The sequence below is a fragment of the Corynebacterium crudilactis genome, assembly GCF_001643015.1.
GTDB classification, from domain to species: domain Bacteria; phylum Actinomycetota; class Actinomycetes; order Mycobacteriales; family Mycobacteriaceae; genus Corynebacterium; species Corynebacterium crudilactis.
The window spans coordinates 1120823-1142491 of the sequence record NZ_CP015622.1 but is presented as its reverse complement, the minus strand read 5'-3'; the positions used below and the strand labels follow the sequence as shown (position 1 = coordinate 1142491).

Annotated in this window: 19 protein-coding genes; 10 read left to right on the top strand and 9 right to left on the bottom strand. The window is 51.9% G+C overall.

Annotated elements, in window-relative coordinates:
* Positions 1 to 10 precede the first annotated feature (10 nt).
* From ccrud_RS05465 to ccrud_RS05450, 4 genes are all read left to right on the top strand, one after another.
* Entirely contained in the window at positions 11 to 736 is a 726-nt protein-coding gene (locus ccrud_RS05465; RefSeq protein ID WP_066565211.1) for a hypothetical protein, read from the top strand.
* Positions 737 to 821: 85 nt separating this feature from the next.
* The gene (locus ccrud_RS05460; protein WP_066565210.1) at positions 822 to 4535 is read left to right on the top strand and encodes an ABC transporter ATP-binding protein; all 3714 of its coding nucleotides are present in this window, start codon (positions 822 to 824) and stop codon (positions 4533 to 4535) included.
* A 142-nt stretch (positions 4536 to 4677) separates the two neighbouring features.
* Positions 4678 to 8343 carry a multifunctional oxoglutarate decarboxylase/oxoglutarate dehydrogenase thiamine pyrophosphate-binding subunit/dihydrolipoyllysine-residue succinyltransferase subunit gene (locus tag ccrud_RS05455; protein ID WP_066565209.1) on the top strand — a complete coding sequence of 1222 codons (3666 nt, stop codon included), beginning with the start codon at positions 4678 to 4680 and terminating at the stop codon, positions 8341 to 8343.
* 91 nt (positions 8344 to 8434) lie between these two features.
* Positions 8435 to 8974 (top strand): CueP family metal-binding protein, encoded by a 540-nt coding sequence (locus ccrud_RS05450; RefSeq protein WP_066565208.1) that lies wholly within the window; start codon positions 8435 to 8437, stop codon positions 8972 to 8974.
* Here ccrud_RS05450 and ccrud_RS05445 read toward each other — a convergent pair.
* A complete protein-coding gene (locus ccrud_RS05445) occupies positions 8971 to 9639 on the bottom strand; it encodes a type 2 periplasmic-binding domain-containing protein (protein WP_066565207.1) in 669 nt (222 codons plus the stop codon). The genes ccrud_RS05450 and ccrud_RS05445 overlap by 4 nt on opposite strands.
* 15 nt (positions 9640 to 9654) lie before the next feature.
* Positions 9655 to 10152 (bottom strand): YflT domain-containing protein, encoded by a 498-nt coding sequence (locus ccrud_RS05440; RefSeq protein WP_066565206.1) that lies wholly within the window; start codon positions 10150 to 10152, stop codon positions 9655 to 9657.
* Between the two features lie 85 nt (positions 10153 to 10237).
* On the opposite strand from ccrud_RS05440, the gene ccrud_RS05435 reads away from it, so the two are divergent.
* Genes ccrud_RS05435 through ccrud_RS05425 form a run of 3 tightly spaced genes read left to right on the top strand, consistent with a single transcriptional unit; the run spans position 10238 to position 13267 of the window.
* Positions 10238 to 11530, top strand: coding sequence for a magnesium transporter MgtE N-terminal domain-containing protein (locus tag ccrud_RS05435; protein WP_066565205.1), 1293 nt, complete (start codon positions 10238 to 10240; stop codon positions 11528 to 11530).
* Positions 11523 to 12107: a DUF1003 domain-containing protein gene (locus ccrud_RS05430; protein ID WP_066565204.1), complete on the top strand. Its 585-nt coding sequence runs from the start codon at positions 11523 to 11525 to the stop codon at positions 12105 to 12107. The genes ccrud_RS05435 and ccrud_RS05430 overlap by 8 nt, the downstream gene beginning before the upstream one ends.
* A gap of 35 nt (positions 12108 to 12142) precedes the next feature.
* The gene (locus ccrud_RS05425) at positions 12143 to 13267 is read left to right on the top strand and encodes an Mrp/NBP35 family ATP-binding protein (protein ID WP_066565203.1); all 1125 of its coding nucleotides are present in this window, start codon (positions 12143 to 12145) and stop codon (positions 13265 to 13267) included.
* 6 nt (positions 13268 to 13273) lie between these two features.
* Here ccrud_RS05425 and tatB read toward each other — a convergent pair whose 3' ends face one another.
* The 3 genes from tatB to sigE all read right to left on the bottom strand — a co-directional run bounded on the left by tatB (position 13274) and on the right by sigE (position 15118).
* Positions 13274 to 13720, bottom strand: a complete 447-nt coding sequence (gene tatB, locus ccrud_RS05420) for a Sec-independent protein translocase subunit TatB (RefSeq protein ID WP_066565202.1) — start codon at positions 13718 to 13720, stop codon at positions 13274 to 13276.
* Positions 13721 to 13762: 42 nt separating this feature from the next.
* On the bottom strand, positions 13763 to 14281 hold the full coding sequence (locus ccrud_RS05415; protein WP_066565201.1) for a hypothetical protein: 519 nt from the start codon (positions 14279 to 14281) through the stop codon (positions 13763 to 13765).
* A gap of 195 nt (positions 14282 to 14476) precedes the next feature.
* A complete protein-coding gene (gene sigE, locus ccrud_RS05410; RefSeq protein ID WP_066565200.1) occupies positions 14477 to 15118 on the bottom strand; it encodes an RNA polymerase sigma factor SigE in 642 nt (213 codons plus the stop codon).
* Positions 15119 to 15251: 133 nt separating this feature from the next.
* On the opposite strand from sigE, the gene ccrud_RS05405 reads away from it, so the two are divergent.
* Positions 15252 to 15896, top strand: a complete 645-nt coding sequence (locus ccrud_RS05405; protein WP_066565199.1) for an O-methyltransferase — start codon at positions 15252 to 15254, stop codon at positions 15894 to 15896.
* Positions 15897 to 15962: 66 nt separating this feature from the next.
* On the opposite strand, the gene glgC is transcribed toward ccrud_RS05405, so the two are convergent.
* A complete protein-coding gene (gene glgC / locus ccrud_RS05400) occupies positions 15963 to 17192 on the bottom strand; it encodes a glucose-1-phosphate adenylyltransferase (protein ID WP_066569592.1) in 1230 nt (409 codons plus the stop codon).
* A gap of 140 nt (positions 17193 to 17332) precedes the next feature.
* Between glgC and glgA the strand changes: the two genes are divergently transcribed.
* The gene (glgA, locus tag ccrud_RS05395; RefSeq protein ID WP_066565198.1) at positions 17333 to 18505 is read left to right on the top strand and encodes a glycogen synthase; all 1173 of its coding nucleotides are present in this window, start codon (positions 17333 to 17335) and stop codon (positions 18503 to 18505) included.
* A 141-nt stretch (positions 18506 to 18646) separates the two neighbouring features.
* Positions 18647 to 20134 carry a glycoside hydrolase family 32 protein gene (locus ccrud_RS05390; RefSeq protein ID WP_066565197.1) on the top strand — a complete coding sequence of 496 codons (1488 nt, stop codon included), beginning with the start codon at positions 18647 to 18649 and terminating at the stop codon, positions 20132 to 20134.
* A 66-nt stretch (positions 20135 to 20200) separates the two neighbouring features.
* On the opposite strand, the gene ccrud_RS05385 is transcribed toward ccrud_RS05390, so the two are convergent.
* The 3 genes from ccrud_RS05385 to ccrud_RS05375 all read right to left on the bottom strand — a co-directional run bounded on the left by ccrud_RS05385 (position 20201) and on the right by ccrud_RS05375 (position 21665).
* Positions 20201 to 21067 carry a methyltransferase domain-containing protein gene (locus tag ccrud_RS05385; protein WP_066565196.1) on the bottom strand — a complete coding sequence of 289 codons (867 nt, stop codon included), beginning with the start codon at positions 21065 to 21067 and terminating at the stop codon, positions 20201 to 20203.
* A gap of 62 nt (positions 21068 to 21129) precedes the next feature.
* Positions 21130 to 21297 carry a DUF3117 domain-containing protein gene (locus ccrud_RS05380; protein WP_066565195.1) on the bottom strand — a complete coding sequence of 56 codons (168 nt, stop codon included), beginning with the start codon at positions 21295 to 21297 and terminating at the stop codon, positions 21130 to 21132.
* A gap of 59 nt (positions 21298 to 21356) precedes the next feature.
* Positions 21357 to 21665, bottom strand: a complete 309-nt coding sequence (locus ccrud_RS05375; protein WP_066565194.1) for a DivIVA domain-containing protein — start codon at positions 21663 to 21665, stop codon at positions 21357 to 21359.
* Positions 21666 to 21669: the final 4 nt, after the last annotated feature.

Genomic DNA, 21669 nt, shown 5'->3' with positions numbered 1-21669 from the left:
GAGGCACCACATGGCTACAAACATGAACACCACCATCATTACCGACGCAGTGCATTCAGATCCTGCGGTATTGGAAGATAACGCTGGGATGAGCGGAAAGTACCTCATCAAGGCGTTGGACAAGGCCGTTCATATGCAAACTGGTGCCATCGAGGGATATGTTTCGTGGCTGCGGAAACAGCACCCGGATAGGTCTCCAGCGCAGCTGCAGGTACTTATCGACAAGCATTTTATGCGCCTTGCTACTGGCACCGGTGCAGGAGTCGGCTTGGCTGCTGCTGTACCAGGTATCGGTTTTGTCACGGGTGCTCTTGCCGTGGGCGCTGAATCTTTAGTGTTTTTGGATGCTGCTGCTTTTTACACCATGGCTTCAGCTCATTTGCGTGGCATTGATATTCGCCATCCAGAGCGCAGGCGCGGCTTAATCTTGGTGGTCTTGCTCGGCACCGCTGGTAAAGCGATTGTCGATGCCGGCGTGGGCGATCTTTCACGCAAAAACCGCGTGCCTGGAGTCGCAATTTCCAGGTTCAGTATCGGCCATCTGATGGAAATCAACGGCCAGCTCTTGAAATTCGCAGTCAAGGAAGTAAACAAACGCTTCCGCACTGCATGGATCGGCAAAATTCTCCCCTTTGGCATTGGTGCTGTTCTGGGCACAATGGCGAACCGCAAAATCGCCAAGAAGACCGTCGGCAACGCACACGATTCTTTAGGCCCACTCCCCACCCACTTTTAAACACATCTGCCTCTACTCATAAAAACTCACAGAAAGGATTAATCCTCCAACAGGCTCATCATTAAAAACTGAAAGGCTCCTCTCCATGAACTCCGAGCAACCTCAAAAGCCACGTCGTATCCGTCAATTAGTTCAGGTGGCGTGGCAACGACCTTGGCTTACTTCGCTCACAGTCCTGACAGCTTTAGCTGCCACACTGTTTGAGCTCACTCTCCCCCTTCTAACCGGTGGCGCCATCGATATTGCACTTGGCAACACCGGCGATACCTTGACTACTGATTTGCTAGATCGTTTTAGTCCCAGCGGAATCAGTGTCCTGACAAGTGTTATCGCTCTTATCGTGATCCTTGCGCTCTTTCGCTATGCCAGCCAATTTGGCAGACGCTATACCGCCGGCAAGCTCAGCATCGGGGTGCAGCATGATATTCGCCTGCAAACGATGCACTCTTTGCAAAAACTTGATGGCCCTGGCCAAGATTCCATCCGCACAGGCCAGGTAGTAAGCCGGTCTATCTCCGATATCAACATGGTGCAAGGCATTATCGCGATGTTGCCCATGCTGATCGGAAATGTGGTCAAGCTGGTGCTCACGCTCGTGATCATGCTGGCGATTTCCCCACCGCTGACCATCATCGCTGCAGTGCTGGTGCCATTGCTGTTGTGGGCTGTGGCCTATTCCAGAAAAGCACTCTTTGCATCGACCTGGTCAGCTCAGCAAAAAGCCGCAGACCTCACCACACATGTGGAAGAAACGGTCACCGGTATTCGCGTGGTGAAAGCCTTTGCACAAGAAGATCGCGAAACTGACAAACTTGATCTCACTGCCCGGGAGCTTTTTGCCCAGCGCATGCGCACTGCAAAATTGACCGCCAAGTTCATCCCCATGGTGGAACAATTACCGCAGTTGGCCTTGGTGATCAATATCGTCGGCGGTGGTTATCTGGCTATGACTGGGCAAATCACCGTGGGTACGTTTGTGGCGTTTTCTGCTTATCTGACCAGCCTTTCTGCAGTGGCTAGGTCTCTATCTGGAATGCTAATGCGGATCCAACTCGCATTGTCTTCGGTGGAGCGCATTTTTGAAGTCATTGATCTTGCTCCACACCACCAAGATCCACAGCGTCCAAAGAAACTCCCCAACACGCCTCTCGGATTGGCTTTCGATCATGTTGATTTCCGTGGCATTCTCAACAATTTTGATCTTGAGGTTGAACCTGGGGAAACTGTTGTTTTAGTCGGCCCACCGGGTGCTGGAAAAACCATGGCAGTACAACTTGCTGGCAGCTTTTATCAGCCGGAACAAGGCCAGATTTCTTTTATTCATAATGGCGATAAAACTGACTTTGCTGATCTCACCCACAGTGATATCCGCGCCAATGTAGTGGCAGTTTTCGATGAACCTTTCCTCTACTCCACATCCATCCGCGACAATATCGCGATGGGCTTGGATGTCACAGATGCGCAGGTAGAAGATGCCGCGAAATTAGCGCAGGCACATGAGTTTATTAGCCAGCTCCCCAACCACTACGGCGAAGTAATTGGCGAACGCGGACTCACTCTTTCTGGTGGACAACGCCAAAGAATCGCCCTGGCACGCGCATTCCTGGCACACCCGAAGGTATTAGTTCTAGATGATGCTACCTCTGCTATTGATGCTTCTACAGAAGACCGGATCTTCCAGGCACTGCGTGAGGCCTTGCACGATGTCACCCTGTTGATCATCGCGCACCGCCATTCCACATTAGAGCTGGGTGATCGCGTAGGTCTGGTGGAAAACGGCACGGTAACCGCGCTGGGCTCATTGCCTCAGATGCGTGACAATGCTCGTTTTTCCCATCTCATGGCTTTAGATTTCCAGGAAGCAACAAGCCCAGAATTCACTTTAGATAATGGCAATGCGGTGCCTTCCCATGAGCAATTATGGCCAGATATTGAGACAGAAAAGCAGTATAAAATCCTGGCTCCTGGACAAGGTCGCGGACGTGGCATGTCTATGCCTGCAACACCTGAATTACTTGCACAAATTGAGGCACTGCCTGCTGCAACAGAAACGCCACGCGTTGATGTAGATCGCTTACGCACCACCACAGATGGGTTTAAATTACTCAGCCTGTTCAAACAGGTGCGCTGGCTGATCGCAGGGGTTATCGCACTGCTTTTAGTTGGTGTGGCAGCCGATCTCGCGTTTCCAACGCTGATGCGCACAGCCATCGATAACGGTGTACAGGCACAATCCACCACCACATTATGGTGGATTGCCATCCTCGGCGGTGTCGTTGTTTTAGTATCTTGGGCAGCCGCAGCACTCAATACCATCATCACTGCACGCACGGGTGAACGTCTGCTCTATGGCCTGCGGTTGAGGTCCTTTGTGCACTTGTTGCGACTGTCCATGAGCTATTTCGAACGCACCATGTCCGGTCGCATCATGACGCGTATGACCACAGATATCGATAACCTCTCCTCATTCCTCCAAACGGGGCTTGCACAAACTGTTGTCTCGGCTGGGACGCTCATCGGTGTGATCACTATGCTGCTGATCACCGATGCCCAATTAGCATTGGTGGCGTTGTCTGTTGTCCCTATCATCATCGTGCTCACCTTAATTTTCCGACGCATCAGTTCCCGGCTTTATACCGAAGCCCGCGAGCAATCCAGTCAGGTTAATGCGGTGTTCCATGAAGCCATCGCAGGATTGCGCACATCGCAAATGCACCGCATGGAAGATGATGTTTATAGCAGCTACGCCATGGAAGCAGAGGAATACCGACGCCTTCGCGTGAAATCACAAACAGCCATCGCGATCTACTTCCCCGGCCTTGGTGCCCTCTCTGAAATCGCGCAAGCCCTCGTATTAGGCTTCGGTGCAATGCAAGTTACCCGTGGAGATATTTCCACCGGCGTGCTTGTCGCATTCGTGTTGTACATGGGTTTGATGTTCGGCCCTATCCAACAGCTCAGCCAAATCTTCGATTCCTATCAACAAGCCGCCGTGGGCTTCCGTCGCATCACAGAATTATTGTCGACACAGCCCAGCGTCCCAGATCTCGGCGTCAACAGGCAGGCCAAGCTGGCTGCACGGCAGCCTTTAATGCTTAACGACGTCACCTTCGGCTACACCGACACCCCGATTCTGGAACATGTCTCCGTGCAGATTGAGCCTGGCACAACTGTCGCTATTGTCGGCCCTACTGGCGCTGGAAAATCCACCGTGGTGAAGCTACTGTCTCGTCTCTACGACCCAAGTGAAGGGTCCGTACAAGCTGGCGGGATTGATATTAAAGACTTCCCCACCAAAGATTGGCGCCGCATGATTGGTCATGTTCCGCAAGAAGCGCATTTGTTTAGTGGCACGATTGCAGAAAACATTGGCTACGGATGCAGGGATGCGTCGACAAGCACTATTGAAGCTGCAGCGCGCCGCGTCGGTGCCCTAAACGCTATCGCGGCCATCCCTGATGGTTTCAACCATCAAGTCGGTGAACGCGGGCGCAATCTGTCCTCCGGACAGCGACAACTGATCGCCCTGGCTCGTGCTGAGCTCATCGAGCCGGCCATCATGTTGCTCGATGAAGCGACCTCCACGCTTGATCCAGCGACCGAAGCCGTGATCCTCAATGCATCCGATCGAGTGACCAAAGGACGCACAAGCATAATTGTGGCACACCGATTAGCAACCGCTAAGAGGGCTGACCGTATTCTTGTTGTTGACCAAGGACGTATCATTGAGGACGGATCTCATGATGCGTTGTTGTCTGTTAATGACATCTACGCCCGCATGTGGCATTTAATGGCGTGACACGTTATTTTTAGGAGAACTGTCAACAAATTAATGCTACAACTGGGATGCTAGGCGTCAATAGCCAACAACCAGCGTTACAGTAGATAAAACAAGCTCAATAAAACCCTCAAGAAGCAAGGAAAAGAGGCGAGTACCTGCCGTGAGCAGCGCTAGTACTTTCGGCCAGAATGCGTGGCTGGTAGACCAGATGTTCCAGCAGTTCCAACAGGACCCCAAGTCCGTGGACAAGGAATGGAGAGAACTCTTTGAGGCGCAGGGGGCCCCTGAGGCTACCCCCGCTACCGCTGAAGCGAAGGCTTCCGCACCGAAAGAGACTGCGAAACCAGCGCCTAAGGCTGCCCCTGCAGCGAAGGCAGCACCTCGCGTAGAAACAAAGCCGGTCGCTAAGGCCGCCCCTAAGGCCAAGGAGTCCTCAGTGCCACAGCAACCTAAGCTTCCAGAGCCAGGACAAACCCCAATCAGGGGTATTTTCAAGTCCATCGCGAAGAACATGGATCTCTCCCTGGAAATCCCGACCGCAACTTCGGTCCGTGATATGCCAGCTCGCCTCATGTTCGAAAACCGCGCGATGGTCAATGATCAGCTGAAGCGCACCCGTGGTGGCAAGATTTCCTTCACACACATCATTGGCTACGCCATGGTGAAGGCAGTTGTAGCCCACCCGGACATGAACAACTCTTACGATGTCATCGACGGCAAGCCAACCCTGATCGTGCCTGAGCACGTCAACCTTGGCCTCGCAATCGATCTGCCACAAAAAGATGGCTCCCGCGCCCTCGTTGTAGCAGCCATCAAGGAAACCGAGAACATGGACTTCTCCGATTTCCTCGCAGCTTACGAAGACATCGTGGCTCGCTCCCGCAAGGGCAAGCTGACCATGGATGACTACCAGGGCGTCACGGTTTCCCTGACCAACCCAGGTGGCATTGGTACTCGCCACTCTGTTCCACGTCTCACCAAGGGCCAAGGCACCATCATCGGTGTCGGTTCCATGGATTACCCAGCAGAGTTCCAGGGCGCTTCTGAAGATCGCCTCGCAGAACTCGGCGTTGGCAAGCTCGTCACTATCACCTCCACCTACGATCACCGCGTGATCCAGGGTGCTGTGTCCGGCGAGTTCCTGCGCACCATGTCCAAGCTGCTTACCGATGATTCCTTCTGGGATGAAATCTTCGAAGCAATGAACGTTCCTTACACCCCAATGCGTTGGGCACAGGACGTTCCAAACACCGGTGTTGATAAGAACACCCGCGTTATGCAGCTCATCGAGGCTTACCGTTCCCGTGGACACCTCATCGCTGATACCAACCCACTCGCATGGGTACAGCCAGGTATGCCAGTTCCAGATCACCGCGACCTCGACATCGAGACTCACGGCCTGACCATCTGGGATCTGGACCGTACTTTCAGCGTCGGTGGCTTCGGTGGCAAGGAGTCCATGACTCTGCGCGAGGTTCTTTCCCGCCTGCGTGCTGCGTACACACTCAAGGTTGGCTCCGAGTACACCCACATTCTGGACCGCGACGAGCGCACCTGGCTTCAGGATCGCCTCGAAGCAGGTATGCCAAAGCCAACCCAGGCTGAGCAAAAGTACATCCTGCAGAAGCTGAATGCTGCTGAGGCATTCGAGAACTTCCTGCAGACCAAGTACGTCGGCCAGAAGCGCTTCTCCCTTGAGGGTGCAGAAGCACTTATCCCACTGATGGACTCCGCAATCGACACCGCGGCAGGCCAAGGCCTCGACGAAGTTGTCATCGGCATGCCTCACCGTGGTCGCCTCAACGTCTTGTTCAACATCGTGGGCAAGCCACTAGCATCCATCTTCAACGAGTTTGAAGGCCAAATGGAGCAGGGCCAAATCGGTGGCTCCGGTGACGTGAAGTACCACCTGGGTTCCGAAGGCGAGCACATTCAGATGTTCGGCGACGGCGAAATCAAGGTTTCCCTGACCGCAAACCCATCTCACCTCGAAGCTGTTAACCCAGTCATGGAAGGTATCGTCCGCGCTAAGCAGGACATCCTGGACAAGGGCGTAGACGGCAAGACTGTCGTGCCACTGCTCCTTCACGGTGACGCAGCATTCGCTGGCCTGGGCATTGTTCCAGAAACCATCAACCTTGCTTCCCTGCGTGGCTTCGATGTCGGAGGCACCATCCACATCGTGGTGAACAACCAGATCGGCTTCACCACTACCCCAGATTCCAGCCGTTCCATGCACTACGCAACCGACTACGCCAAGGCGTTCGGCTGCCCAGTCTTCCACGTCAACGGTGATGACCCAGAGGCAGTTGTCTGGGTTGGTCAGCTGGCAACCGAGTACCGTCGTCGCTTCGGCAAGGACGTTTTCATTGACCTCGTGTGCTACCGCCTGCGCGGCCACAACGAAGCTGATGACCCTTCCATGACCCAGCCAAAGATGTACGAGCTCATCACCGGTCGCGAGACCGTTCGTGCGCAGTACACCGAGGATCTGCTCGGCCGTGGAGACCTCTCCTCTGAAGATGCAGAAGCAGTCGTCCGCGACTTCCACGATCAGATGGAATCTGTCTTCAACGAAGTCAAGGAAGGCGGCAAGAAGCAGGCTGAAGCACAGACTGGCATCACCGGCTCCCAGAAGCTTCCACACGGTCTGAACACCAACATCTCCCGCGAAGAGCTCCTCGAACTGGGTCAGGCATTTGCCAACACTCCAGAAGGCTTCAACTACCACCCACGTGTGGCACCAGTTGCTAAGAAGCGCATCGCATCTGTCACTGAAGGTGGCATCGACTGGGCATGGGGCGAGCTCCTTGCTTTCGGTTCTCTGGCAAACTCCGGCCGCTTGGTTCGCCTTGCAGGTGAGGATTCCCGTCGTGGTACCTTCACCCAGCGCCACGCTGTGTCCATCGACCCAAGCACTGCTGAAGAGTTCAACCCACTTCACGAGCTTGCACAGTCCAAGGGCAACAACGGTAAGTTCCTTGTCTACAACTCCGCTCTAACTGAGTATGCAGGCATGGGCTTCGAGTACGGCTACTCCGTGGGCAACGAAGATTCTGTCGTTGCTTGGGAAGCACAGTTCGGCGACTTCGCCAACGGCGCACAGACCATCATCGATGAGTACCTTTCCTCCGGTGAAGCTAAGTGGGGCCAGACCTCCAAGCTTGTTCTCCTTCTGCCACACGGCTACGAAGGACAAGGCCCAGACCACTCTTCCGCACGTATCGAGCGCTTCCTGCAGCTGTGTGCTGAGGGTTCCATGACTGTTGCACAGCCATCTACCCCAGCAAACCACTTCCACTTGCTGCGTCGTCACGCTCTGTCCGATCTGAAGCGTCCTTTGGTTGTCTTCACTCCAAAGTCCATGCTGCGCAACAAGGCTGCTGCCTCTGCACCAGAAGACTTCACTGAGACCACCAAGTTCCAGTCCGTGATCAACGATCCAAACGTTGCTGATGCAGCTAAGGTCAAGCAGGTCATGCTGGTCTCCGGCAAGCTGTACTACGAATTGGCTAAGCGCAAGGAGAAGGATGGCCGCGATGACATCGCGATCGTTCGTATCGAAATGCTCCACCCAATTCCGTTCAACCGCATCTCGGATGCTCTTGCCGGCTACCCTAACGCTGAGGAAGTCCTCTTTGTTCAGGATGAGCCAGCAAACCAGGGCCCATGGCCGTTCTACCAAGAGCACCTGCCTACCTTGATTCCGAACATGCCAACCATGCGTCGCGTTTCCCGCCGCGCTCAGTCCTCCACCGCAACTGGTATCGCCAAGGTGCACCAGTTGGAGGAGAAGCAGCTTATCGACGAGGCTTTCAACTCATAAGCTAAACTTTTAACCTAAAGAAGTGCCTTTGCAATGTGTATCACATTGCAAAGGCACTTCTTATTGCTCTAACCTGTTTAAGGTTAAACTTATGAAACTTCGTGTTGCTTCCTCGGTATTGCTGATGGCTACTGCCCTGTTCACCAGTGCATGTTCATCCACGGCAAACGGGTTGGCTGCTTTTGACGGGCGTTCTGCAGAAGAAATTATCGAAGAACTAGATCAGACCCCTGTTACGGAGCGAGCAACAACCTTCAGAGCATCAATTCACGCTGATGAACTCATCTTGTCTGATCAGTCTGAACAAATCAGTATCGAGATGCCAGCAGACAAATTCTATGTTTCTGTGGCTCCCTATACTTCACAAACCCATGACTGCTTTTATCACAGCCTGACCACATGCACAGGTGAACTATCCAATGCTCCAATCACGGTCACAATTATTTCCGATAGTGGTGACACAATCATCGATAAATCCACCACTACTTTTGATAATGGCTTCATCGGCATGTGGCTGCCCCGAAATCTACACGGCACCCTCACCATTGAGTATGAAGGATTGACAGCTACTCAGCCTATTTCCACTGACAGTGATGCCCCCACCTGCATCACCACCACGCGTTTGTTTTAAAAACCTTTAGAACGCAAAAACGCCAGAGAAGATTCAGAGGTAACTCCTGAGCTCCGAGTTTCTTCCACCAGAGTTTTTAGATCCTCAGTGCTTAACGCACCGCTGACTAAGTTGAGAGTTTCCCGATCACCACGTGCTAAATTAGGTTTCCGGTAAATCGGCACAATATTTTGCGGCAGTGATTCATTGTTTTCACAACCAACTGCATTTGATGGATCCGTAGCTACCAAAGAATTAGGCAGCGATCCTTGCACTGCATCATAGATCTTTTCGCGCCACTCCCCGGAGTTTTTATCAACTAATTTCAAAGTGGCGTACTCAGCTTTCAATTCCTGAGCTAAATCAGGATTGTAATACTCCAACAGCTCTCCGGAGCAGGCAATAACAAGGTCAGTGCTATCCTCACGCAGCCGAGTTAATTGCATATCCAGTGTGCCGCCATCAACTAATTGCAACGTAGCTGATCGACCACGATCCACAAGTGCCGTTTCATACAACTTGCCCAAAAAGAAAGCTTCAGCATTTCCACTGGGAGAAATGATCTGGACAGTATCCATATTTCCCAAAGGAACCGGTGGGGCAGGTTCTTGAGAAAGCGAAGAACATCCCGCCAATAAGCTACCTACAAGTGCAAGGATAAAAACCTGCTTCCCCACATTTTTCATGGCTGCCAGTCTAACTTACGATGCAAAATTCCGAGCCTTCAGGGCAATCATGTCACGTGCCTCTCGAGCTCGTTCCGGTGTACAGATGACATCGTAGCGTCCAGCCACAATTTGGGTCGAAGAAGTAAAATCACGCTTTCCACGAGACGCCGCATAAGGAACAGCCACGCCCACGATGCCAAACACCAAGCCCATGAGGATACCTGCCACGATGGACTGGAACCACGTCGCAGACATCAACGCCATGAGAATGCCAAAGAAAAGACCCAACCAAGCACCAGAAGCAGCACCACCAGCAATCACTCGACCCCAGGTAAGTCGGCCTGTCACGCGTTCCACTTCAATCAGATCCACGCCCACAATAGTGATGTCTGTGACTGGGAATTTATTATCACTCAACAGATCTACCGCTGCTTGGGCTTCTGAATAAGTTTGAAAACTTCCCACCGGCCATCCTTCTGGGCGTTTCTTTTCCAGCGACACAGCTTTGGTGTCAGGCCGTGGTTCAGACATCTTTATCAGCTTCCTTTAATTATTTTTTACGTTCAGGTTTTCTAACGTTCACGCTGCGCAAATGGTTCCCGTAAACTGGGCGTTCATGAGTGGAATTACCCGTTTTTATGTGGGACGCCTCGCTGGCATGGTGGTTCGAGGACCTGATACGGATGCAATTGGCCGCGTCCGTGATGTTGTGGTTAATATTCGACCGAATGGTCACGATTCCCGCGCGTTGGGTTTAATTATTGAACTCATAAATAATAAACGTCGTATTTTTGTCCCTATGCTTCGCATCGCTGCAATTGAACCAAAAGATATCACCCTAGTCACTGGTTCAGTGTCCCTTCGATCCTTCCGTGTTCGCACTGGCGAGCTGCAGGTAATGGGCGATATTGTGGGTGCAAAAGTACACACCGATGATCCTGAATTAGATAAATTTCACGGTCGTGCCGTGGAAATCGCGGATGTGGAATTGGAGTTGTCCCGTACCCGCGACTGGGTTATCACTCGAGTGGCAGTTATAGGCGAACGCCCAAAGTTTGGTCGTCGTCCTGTGCTGCATGCTATTCCGTGGAACCATATCCACGGCATCACCGCAGGTGGTGTCGGCGGATCCAATCACACCGCTGAACTTATCGCAGGGTTTGAGGATATGAGGCCTGCGGACGTCGCAAAGCAGCTCTATCAGCTGCCTACAGCGCAGCGCACCGAAGTCACCGAAGAGCTTGACGACGAAAAGCTGGCAGATATCCTCCAGGAATTGTCCGAGGACCGCCAAGCCGAATTGATTGAAGAATTAGATATTGAGCGCGCTGCCGATATTTTGGAAGAAATGGATCCAGATGATGCCGCTGACTTGTTGGGAGAACTTCCTGACGATAAAGCAGATGTCTTGCTGGAACTTATGGATCCAGAAGAATCCGCACCGGTTCGCCGTCTCATGGTGTTTTCTCCTGACACCGTTGGTGCGTTGATGACCCCGGAGCCATTGATCATGGATCCAGCCACCACTGTGGCGGAGGCATTGGCGATGGCACGCAACCCGGATTTACCAACATCACTGGCATCACTAATTTTTGTGGTGCGGCCACCTACCGCGACTCCCACGGGTAAATATTTGGGCTGCGTGCACTTGCAAAAACTCCTTCGGGAGCCTCCCTCAAGTTTGATTGGTGGCATCTTGGACCCAGATCTACCACCGTTGTATGCCAATGATTCTCAGGAAACTGCGGCACGCTTTTTTGCTACATACAACTTGGTGTGTGGCCCCGTATTAGATGAAAACCGCCATTTGATCGGTGCCGTTGCTGTCGATGACTTGATTGACCATATGCTTCCAGAAGACTGGCGTGATGCTGGAATCCGGCCAGTAAAGGAGACCACCCATGGCTGATTTTAACCGTTCAGAATTAGACAGCCCGCTCTTTGGCACCCGCAAGCGCTTCAAATTTGATGATGATGCAATCGGTGCCTATGCCGAAAAAGTCGCGCGCTTCTTCGGCACTGGCCAATATTTGTTCTGGCAGACCATCTTCGTGATTGTGTGGATTTTTCTCAATATTGGCGGCTGGGCGTGGTGGAGCTGGGATCCCTACCCTTTCATTCTGCTTAACCTCGCATTTTCCACCCAGGCCGCCTACGCGGCTCCGCTGATCCTGCTTGCCCAAAACCGCCAAGAAGACCGCGATAAGCACACCATTTTGTCCGATCGAAGGCGCTCTGAAGAAACCAAGGCGGATACAGAATTCCTAGCTCGAGAACTAGCTGGTGTGCGTCTAGCGCTGGGAGATACCGTCACACGTGACTATCTACGTCATGAATTAGAAGACCTCCGTGGTCTTCTAGAACGCATTGAAGCCAAACTCGATGATGAATCCGCATCTCGTATTGCAGAGCGTCATGAACAGCGCGGATCTGGTGCCGCTGATCTTTCTGACCCCACTCAGGGTGATGTAGCGGAGGATTTTTAGGGACTCGCATATCTTGGGACTATTATCTTTAGGTGATGTCTCAAGTAACCGAATCCGCTGTCCGCAGCGCGCTATCCCGCGTAGAGGATCCAGAGATCGGTAAGCCCATCACAGAGCTCGGCATGGTCAAATCTGTGACCATTGACGGCGCTGATGTTCAGGTGGAGATCTACCTGACGATCGCGGCTTGCCCGATGAAAACCACCATCGTCACCAACACTGAAGCAGCCATCAAGGATATTGAAGGCGTTGGCAACGTCCATGTCTCCACCGATGTGATGAGCGATGAACAGCGCCGCGCACTGCGCGTTTCCCTTCGTGGCGACACCTCAGAGCCAGTCATTCCTTTTGCTCAGCCAGGTTCCACAACCCGGGTTTATGCGGTTGCTTCCGGCAAGGGCGGCGTGGGCAAATCGTCTATGACTGTGAACCTTGCTGCTGCACTGGCTAAGCGTGGCTTGTCTGTGGGCATTTTGGACGCTGATATTTACGGACACTCCGTGCCTGGCATGCTGGGTTCTGATCAGCGACCACACCAGGTTGATGACATGATCATGCCTCCACAAGCACATGGTGTGAAGATGATTTCCATCGCTCACTTCACCGAGGGCAATGCTCCAGTTGTCTGGCGTGGACCAATGCTGCACCGTGCTATTCAACAGTTCCTCACTGATGTTTTCTGGGGCAACCTAGATATCTTGCTGCTGGATCTTCCTCCAGGAACTGGCGATATTGCGATCACAGTTGCCCAGCTCATCCCTAATGCTGAGTTGCTGATTGTCACTACCCCACAGGCTGCTGCTGCCGAGGTTGCAGAACGTGCCGGAACCATTTCCGTGCAGACTAACCAAAAGGTAGCCGGCGTCATTGAGAACATGTCAGCCATGGTTCTTCCGGATGGATCTACCATGGATGTCTTCGGCTCTGGCGGTGGACAAAAGATCGCTGACCGTCTGACTGCTGTTACTGGTGAAGAAGTCAAGGTTATTGGCTCTGTGCCACTAGATCCAAACCTGCGCATTGGTGGAGACCTCGGCAACCCAATTGCAGTATCTGAGCCTAACTCCCCGACTGCTGCAGCAATCAATGAAATCGCTGATCACCTTGCTAAGCGCAAGGTATCAATCGTCGGTAAAACACTAGGGCTTGGCGTTAAATAAAAGCTCTTAAATAATATCGGTCCAAGAGACACCGCCTGAGTAATTCGGGCCGTCTTTTGGATCGTTTTGCTTTGGACGCTCCACCACATTGGCGTTGTTTTCAGGTGCCTGATTTTTACGCTGAGCTTCACCCTCAGTGCCTTCTGCCATGATCTTCTTCGGATCAAAATCATCGAGGAACGCAGAATCATTATCAAAGAGTGCTTTGGTCAACGCAGTCTTAGGACTCAGGCGGCTGTATTGAGCTACCTGAGAAAGTGGCTTGCGGATCTCATCGAATTCCGAGCCGAAATCATTATCTAACGTTTGTTTTGCATTATCTATAGCCGTACGGGCCGCAAATAGCGCTGCGCGAGCATCTTGAATCAAACGAGGTAACCGTTCTGGGCCAATAACGACAAGGCCCACAATGACTAAAAGGAGGATCTCTCCCCAACCCACGCTAGAAAACATTAAACCGGTCTTTCGATAATGTAGGAAAAACGAATAAAACTCTTAGCGGCCTTGGTTCTTGCGAACCGCTCGCACCACGGATTCAACTTTAGCCACAAAAGACTCTGGGCGTTGCATTGCTAAGTCTTCAGCTCCTGGACCTGGGACGCACTCAGTGGCTAAACTTGCCAACCTGGCTTTGAGATCCATCGGTGCAGAAACTTCTTTATTCGTACATTCCTTACGGAGATAATTAACCGTTTCACGTTGACGATTAATCTCATCCCGGCATTCAGCACAATGAATAATGTGCAACCGGGCACGGTGCATTGCACCACGGGATAGCTCATTGTCCACAAACATAGCTGCAGCATCTACAGACAGATGGTCTACAGAGGAAAACTCTTTAGCCTTATTTTTAATTTTCGCAGTTTTAGCCTGGGACTTTTGCTGAAGCTTTACCCGTGCCTCCAAAACATCCCGAGCTACTGAATCAAAAATCGGCTTGCTGCGCTTTGCTTTAGATCCTGCACGATCTCGACTTCTTGCCTGGAGATTCGCGGTGGTGTCGGAATTGAACATAGTTCCGGTAACCTCCTGTGTCTCGACTTTAAGGATGTAGATAACTGTTATCCAAGATACCTACTACTCAAAACGGATGTCGCCTGCAATAAGTTCCCAGACCGCCTTAAATCCCATGAAGTTTGCGAAAACACTAAATTGAACTGCAACAATGACATCAGACAACTAGTCACCGTGTCAGAAAACACACCAACACTAATGGGTTGGAACGAGCAAAGAAACTTCCTCGCTGGTCATTGCAGCAGCTTCAAGGCTTGCGCGCAGCTGACTACGACCACGGTGGATACGGGAACGAACCGTGCCCATCTTCACTCCTAGAGTCTCTGCGATTTCGTCGTAGCTCATACCTACAACATCACAAAGAATAACTGCCACACGGAAATCTGGACTCAATTCATCCAATGCAGCTTGAAGTGCTGGATCAAGATTGGCCTCGGTGTATGCCTCCTCTGGGGTGACATCATTTCCTGGAACACGCTCATAATCCTCCGGTAGCGCCTCCATGCGAATTTTTCCGCGGTGGCGAACTAAATCAAGGAAAAGGTTCGTGGTGATGCGGTGCAGCCAACCTTCAAAGGTTCCTGGTTGATAATTCTTCAGGGAGCGGAAGACACGCATAAATGTCTCTTGAGTGAGGTCTTCTGCATCGTGCTGGTTTCCGGAAAGGCGATACGCAAGGCGGTAAACACTGTCTGCATGTTCTGCTACAAGTTCACCCCACGTTGGCATTTCAGCTTGGCCAGCATCAAATGCTGCGGTGCCCGTGAGTTCTTCAGCATGTTCTGCTTGAAAGGTGTCGATTACGGCGGGTGCGTTATCTCGGGACTGCTTTTTCATATAACTTATTTTGCCCCACTGAACTTGGGAAAGCTAGATTACATGCTGTGCATCTTCTGGGAATTGCGAATTCATTCACACTTATTGCGTGTAGGTACTTCACATTAAGCCAGCTGGCCCTAAACTGTAACGCGTGAGTAACGCCTTCGAGTATCTTCGCACCTATGTCGAGTCCACTACTGAAACCGACGCAACTATAGCGCGCGCTCGTGAAGACGCCGCAGAATTCAGCCTCCCCGCCCCGGATGAGATGACTGGCCAGCTTCTAACAACCCTGGCCACAACCACAAACAGCGCAGGATCAACCGGCGCTATTGTCATTACACCCGCAGCCGGGTTGGTCGGTCTTTACATTCTGCGCGGGCTAAACGATGACACTACGCTAACGTGCATTGATCCAGAATCCGAGCATCAACGCCAAGCGAAGGCGCTTTTCCGCGAGGCTGGATATTCCCCTAGTCGCGTTCGTTTCTTGCTGTCTCGCCCACTCGATGTCATGAGCAGGCTAGCTAATGACAGCTATCAGCTCGTCTTCGGCCAGGTCTCCCCCATGGATCTGAAGGCACTTGTCGACGCCGCTTGGCCTCTCCTGCGACCTGGCGGCACGCTGGTGCTCGCCGATGCGCTTTTAGACGGCACCATCGCCGATCTAACTCGCAAAGACCGCGACACCGCTGCAGCACGTGAAGCTGACGAATACATTCGTTCCATCGAAGGCGCACACATTGCGCGTTTACCTCTTGGTGCTGGCCTCACCTTGGTGACAAAAATAGCCTAAGGTTGGCGTCGAAAAGAGAAAAAAGGGACCTTTTAAGGTCCCTTTCTTATTTGTAACTCAGCTCCGCTAAACTACTTTGTTTTTACCTACGGTAACCACGCCGCCAGCGCTTACCTTAAAGCGCTGAGCATCGCGCTCTGGATCGACACCGATAAGCTCACCATCACGGACAATAACGTTCTTGTCCAAGATTGCATGCCTGACCACAGCGCCCTTACCGATACGTACACCTGGCATCAGCACTGCACCTTCAACCGTTGCCCCCTCTTCCACGATGACATCGTTAGAAAGCACAGAGTTGCGGACAGTACCTGCAGAAATAATGGAGCCGGAAGACACCATGGAAGACTGCGCAATGCCACCACGAACAAACTTTGCTGGTGGCAAGTTGCCCTCAGAAGTAGTGTGAATTGGCCATTCCGCGTTGTACAGGTTAAAAATCGGATGCACAGAAATCAGATCCATGTGGCACTCGTAGAACGCATCGATGGTACCGACGTCACGCCAGTAGCCCTTGTCACGGTCTGTAGCACCAGGGACGATGTTTCCGGAGAAATCATAAACATGCGCATCCTTGCGGGAGACAAAGTATGGAATAATATCTCCGCCCATGTCATGGTCGCTATTTTCATCATTTTCATCATCCTTCAGCGCCTTGATGAGCGCTTCAGTGGTGAAAATATAGTTACCCATTGATGCAAAGGTTACGTCTGGATCATCCGGAGTGGACGGAGGATCCGCTGGCTTTTCTAAGAACTCAGTGATGTTGCCCTGATCATCAGACTGGATGCAACCAAACGCAGTTGCTTCCACGCGTGGAACGCGAATACCTGCCACGGACACAGAGCGACCGGATGCAATGTGCGCATCCAGCATCTGGCTCGGATCCATGCGGTACACGTGGTCCGCGCCGAAGACGATGACATAATCCGGCTTCTCATCAGAGATCAGGTTGAGTGACTGCAAAATTGCATCCGCAGAACCAGTAAACCACCGCTTGCCCAAGCGCTGCTGCGCAGGAACGGAAGCAATGTACTGCCCTGTTGGACCAGACACATTCCACGACAGCGAAATATGTTTATCCAATGAATGCGACTTGTACTGCGTCAACACAGCGATCTTGAGGAATCCGGCATTCACCAGGTTCGACAAAACAAAGTCGATCAATCTGTAAGTTCCGCCGAACGGCACCGCAGGCTTAGCTCGGTCCTCCGTCAACGGAAAAAGTCGTTTGCCCTCGCCACCTGCGAGAACGATTGCTAAAACATTTGGTCTACCCTTCACACCCTCAACCATAAAGGCAAAATTACTCTCCCGCATGAAAGCAAGGTAACAAATTGTCCAAGCCCTTGTCCTAGGCCTTTTAATAGCCCCTTTTGTTGCCCCCACTTCAGTATCGCTGCACAACTGTTTTTAGATGGCTAATCTTTTGAATTATGAGAGTTGGAATGATGACAAGAGAGTATCCGCCAGAGGTTTACGGTGGCGCCGGAGTTCACGTCACCGAACTCACCCGTTTCATGCGCGATATCACTGAAGTAGATGTCCACTGCATGGGTGCACCTCGAGATATGGAAGGCGTTTTTGTTCACGGCATCGATCCTGCCTTGGAAAACGCAAATCCTGCGATTAAGACACTATCCACTGGGCTTCGCATGGCTGAGGCTGCTAATAACGTGGATGTCGTGCATTCCCACACCTGGTACGCCGGTCTGGGTGGGCATCTTGCGGGCAAGCTTCACGGCATCCCGCATATCGCTACAGCGCACTCTTTAGAGCCTGATCGCCCTTGGAAGCGCGAACAGCTGAGCGGCGGTTATGATGTCTCTTCTTGGTCTGAAAAAAATGCCATGGAAAACGCAGATGCAGTCATCGCTGTGTCGGCGCGGATGAAAGATTCCATCCTCGCGGCATATCCACGCATCGAGCCAGATAATGTTCGTGTGGTGCTCAATGGTATCGATACCGAGCTCTGGCAGCCTCGCCCAACTTTCGATGATGCGGAAGATTCAGTCCTGCGCAAGCTCGGCGTTGATCCGGCACGGCCTATTGTTGCGTTCGTCGGACGCATCACCCGCCAAAAAGGCGTCGAGCACCTCATCAAGGCAGCAGCGCTTTTCGACGAGGACGTGCAGCTTGTACTCTGTGCCGGCGCGCCAGATACTCCAGAAATTGCAACTCGTACCACGGCTCTCGTCGAGGAATTGCAAGCAAAACGCGAAGGCATCTTCTGGGTGCAGGACATGCTTGGCAAAGACAAGATTCAAGAGATCCTGACTGCTGCTGATACCTTCGTCTGCCCATCTATTTATGAGCCTTTGGGCATCGTGAACTTGGAAGCTATGGCATGTAATACGGCTGTGGTTGCTTCTGATGTCGGAGGCATCCCTGAGGTTGTTGTCGATGGCTCCACAGGTGCCCTGGTGCACTACGACGAAAATGATGTGGAAACCTTCGAGCGTGATATCGCAGAAGCAGTGAATAAGATGGTCGCAGACCGTCAAGCTGCAGCTAAATTTGGTCTCGCTGGACGAAACCGCGCAATCAATGATTTCTCCTGGGCAACCATCGCTCAGCAGACCGTTGATGTGTATAAATCCTTGATGTAGTAACTAAGCCGGGGAACATCACCCCGGCTTTTCTTATCGGGGTTAACCTGCCTTCACCTGGGGTTACTCACCTGTACGCGGTGGAATCGCTACCCTGAATCAAAGACACCAACGTTTGAATGAAGGCAGGACATAATAGAGATGGCGAACGTTTCCGGGCATCATCGGCCAGAGCTACACATCACCGCTGAAAATGGAGTTTTGTTTGCACCCGCAGGAGTCCTCCTGGACAGTGGGACGTGGCATTTCTTCCACCAGTATCGCCCTTCCCCGGATCATGGCCCACGCTGGGCGCATCAATTCGCAGAGCGTACCCCTTTTGTGTGGGATATTTGCGATGATGTACTAGCCCCTGAAGGCGATGAAACCCAGGTTCGTGCAGGTTCTGTTGTGTCCAATAATGGCGGTGTGGATCTTTATTTCACTTCCGTTGTCGGAGCTACATCCACCATTCAGCTTGCGCACATCAATAACATTCGCGGAACCATCGAGTTGATCAATGAGGATGAGCTCGAATTAGATCCTGATATCTCACGCATTGGTGAAGTAGTTGGAGATACTGACGGCTACGTTAAATTCCGTTCCCCGTGTGTCATTCCTGGTTGGGAGAATCAAGGAAACCGGGATGAAGGCCACTCAGGTTGGCTTATGCTCGCAGTCACGGGCTCTGTGGAAGCACCTACTGTTGTGGTCTTAGATTCCGCTGATGGCCGCGAGTGGTCCATCAAAGGTCCTTTAACATTCAACAGCCTGTCTGGATTAGAAGCAGATGAAGTTCTCGTTGCGCCTCGTATGATTCGTCTGCGCGATGAAGTTGACCATGAAATCTACGATGTCGTTATTGTCACCATTGAACAAGATGGCATTGATATCTCTGGATACCTAGTCGGGCAGCTCAATGGTCATGAGTTTGATGTGAAAACTCCATTTACTCGTATTGACTTCGGTCATGATTTCTCTCGCCCCCGCAACACCAACTATGCGGAAGAAACCATTGATTATGATTCCGCGCATATCTTCGGGCTTATGAATGGTGTGGGTCGCCTCGACTCTCCTACTGAGCATCTCAGCTGGACAGCGGAAGGCTGGGCCAACGCGATTTCTTTCCCACGCGTCGTGACCCTGCAGGATGGCACTGTCTTCCAAACCCCACCAGAAGGACTGTTGGATGCCATCCATGAATCAGACGCTGCTGCAGGATGGACCGGACTGTGTGAGATCCCATCAAATAGTGCAGTAGAAGTAGCCTTGAAGGATCAAGCAGGAGAAATCGCTGCGACCATCACACACCGACACAATCAGCTAGTTATTGATCGTTCCATGAACCCCAACCATGCTGGTGATCCTCATGCGATTGCGCCTTTGACTGATGATGACACCGATTCACTTTTCATTGTCGTTGATGGCTCAACAGTTGAGGTCTTTGCTGATGGCGGCTACGTCTCTATGGCCAGCCGGGTCTATTTCAACAACGGCCCGTTCAGTAACTTCGAGGTCACAACAACAGGTGGCGCGAGCATTGTCCGCCAGGAAAATCATTTTCCGGATGATTTCAGTTCAGTAGCCTTAGATATCGATGATCTCACTGAGTTCAATGAGGACGAACCTCACGAAGGCCCAGTAAGGTAAAAAAACTAGTATGCCCTGGCCTCAGCTTTTACTGAGGTCAGGGCACACTAGTTTTAACTACAGAAACTAGATGCGTTCCAGCCTGGTGATCTTTGCTCGGGCTGTCACCTTCATTTGTTCTGGAAGAGCGGCGATGCGCTCTGCCAAAGCTTCAGGCTTAATGTGGCGCGCAGAAGGACTCATACCAATCTGAGTTGCAATGGACTGTTGATCCAAAACCATCTCAAACTCCACCAGATCACTCTCTCCCACTGGTTTGAGATGACCTGCAGCTTGTTCGATCATTCGATCAACTTTGCCGGATTCTACATCAATGATGCCCAGTGGCTCGCGCAGTTCAGCTAGGTGTCCAGTGTCTGCTGTCAGCACGATCACTTGACCCTTTGGCTTCAAAATACGTGCGAATTCTGCAGCATTGCGTGGTGCGAAAATGACAGTAATAGCGTCCACAGAGCTATCCACAATAGGTAGGCGCGCCCACGCATCAGCGATTACTGCACCAACACGAGGGTGGCACTTTGCTAAGTGCTTTGCTGCGTGGACAGATACGTCAATGCCAATGCCTCGTGATTCTGCAACAGAATCGAGTGTATGAGACAAGTAATAGCCGGTTCCCGCTCCGATTTCACAGATAACTGGCTGTGCTTCATCGCTCAGATCTGATTGCTCAACGACATCGTGAACATGGTCAGAGACAGCTTCTACGAAGGGGGCGAAATGTCCACCAGCTAGGAATGTCTCTCGGTCAGCGATCATCTGTGCGTCATCGCCGGAGTAGCGCAGTCCAGCGCCACCAGCCAGGGTGACATACCCTTGACGAGCAACATCGTAGGAATGCCCAGATTCAGACATCAGCCTTGAAAAATCATCGGCGCCTACAAGTGGGGTGCCATCGATCGGGTCTGCTAGGACATCAATGATGTGGGAAAGCACGTGCGTATTACTCCTTGCGGTGGATGGTTAAACAAATACTACCCAGTGCATTCACACAGGGACTATTCGGATGCCTCCAATAGTAAAGCTCCAAGCTCGGCTGCTTCTTCTTTATTGAGTTCCACTACCAGGCGACCGCCACCGTCTGATGGAATCCTCATGACAATCTTGCGACTTTCCTCAACCGCTTCCATTGGTCCGCTTCCGGTCCTAGGTTTCATTGCTGCCATATTGATTCCATCTCCTCACAACGATAAAATCCGCGACTAAACGCGGCTAACATCCCATTTTACCTGGTTTCGAAATTTCCTGCCCGTGAGCGTACTTGATCAAGCTGAGCATTTAGGGAATCAACCTGCCACTTTAGATGAGCAATCACATCATCAACCTGGTCTTGGCGGTAGCCACGCATCACAGTATCAAACATGATGTTATCGATGTTTCCATCACCGACAGCCTGCCGGTTGTGCTCCACAATCTCATTGCTTGCAGGCAACGGTTGGGTCTCTTCTCCCCGACCAAAAAGTTTGGCAAACACCCATGTGAAAATCACGATGAGCGCGAGCAACACAATGATCATGATTATCCAGGTCAGCATGGTT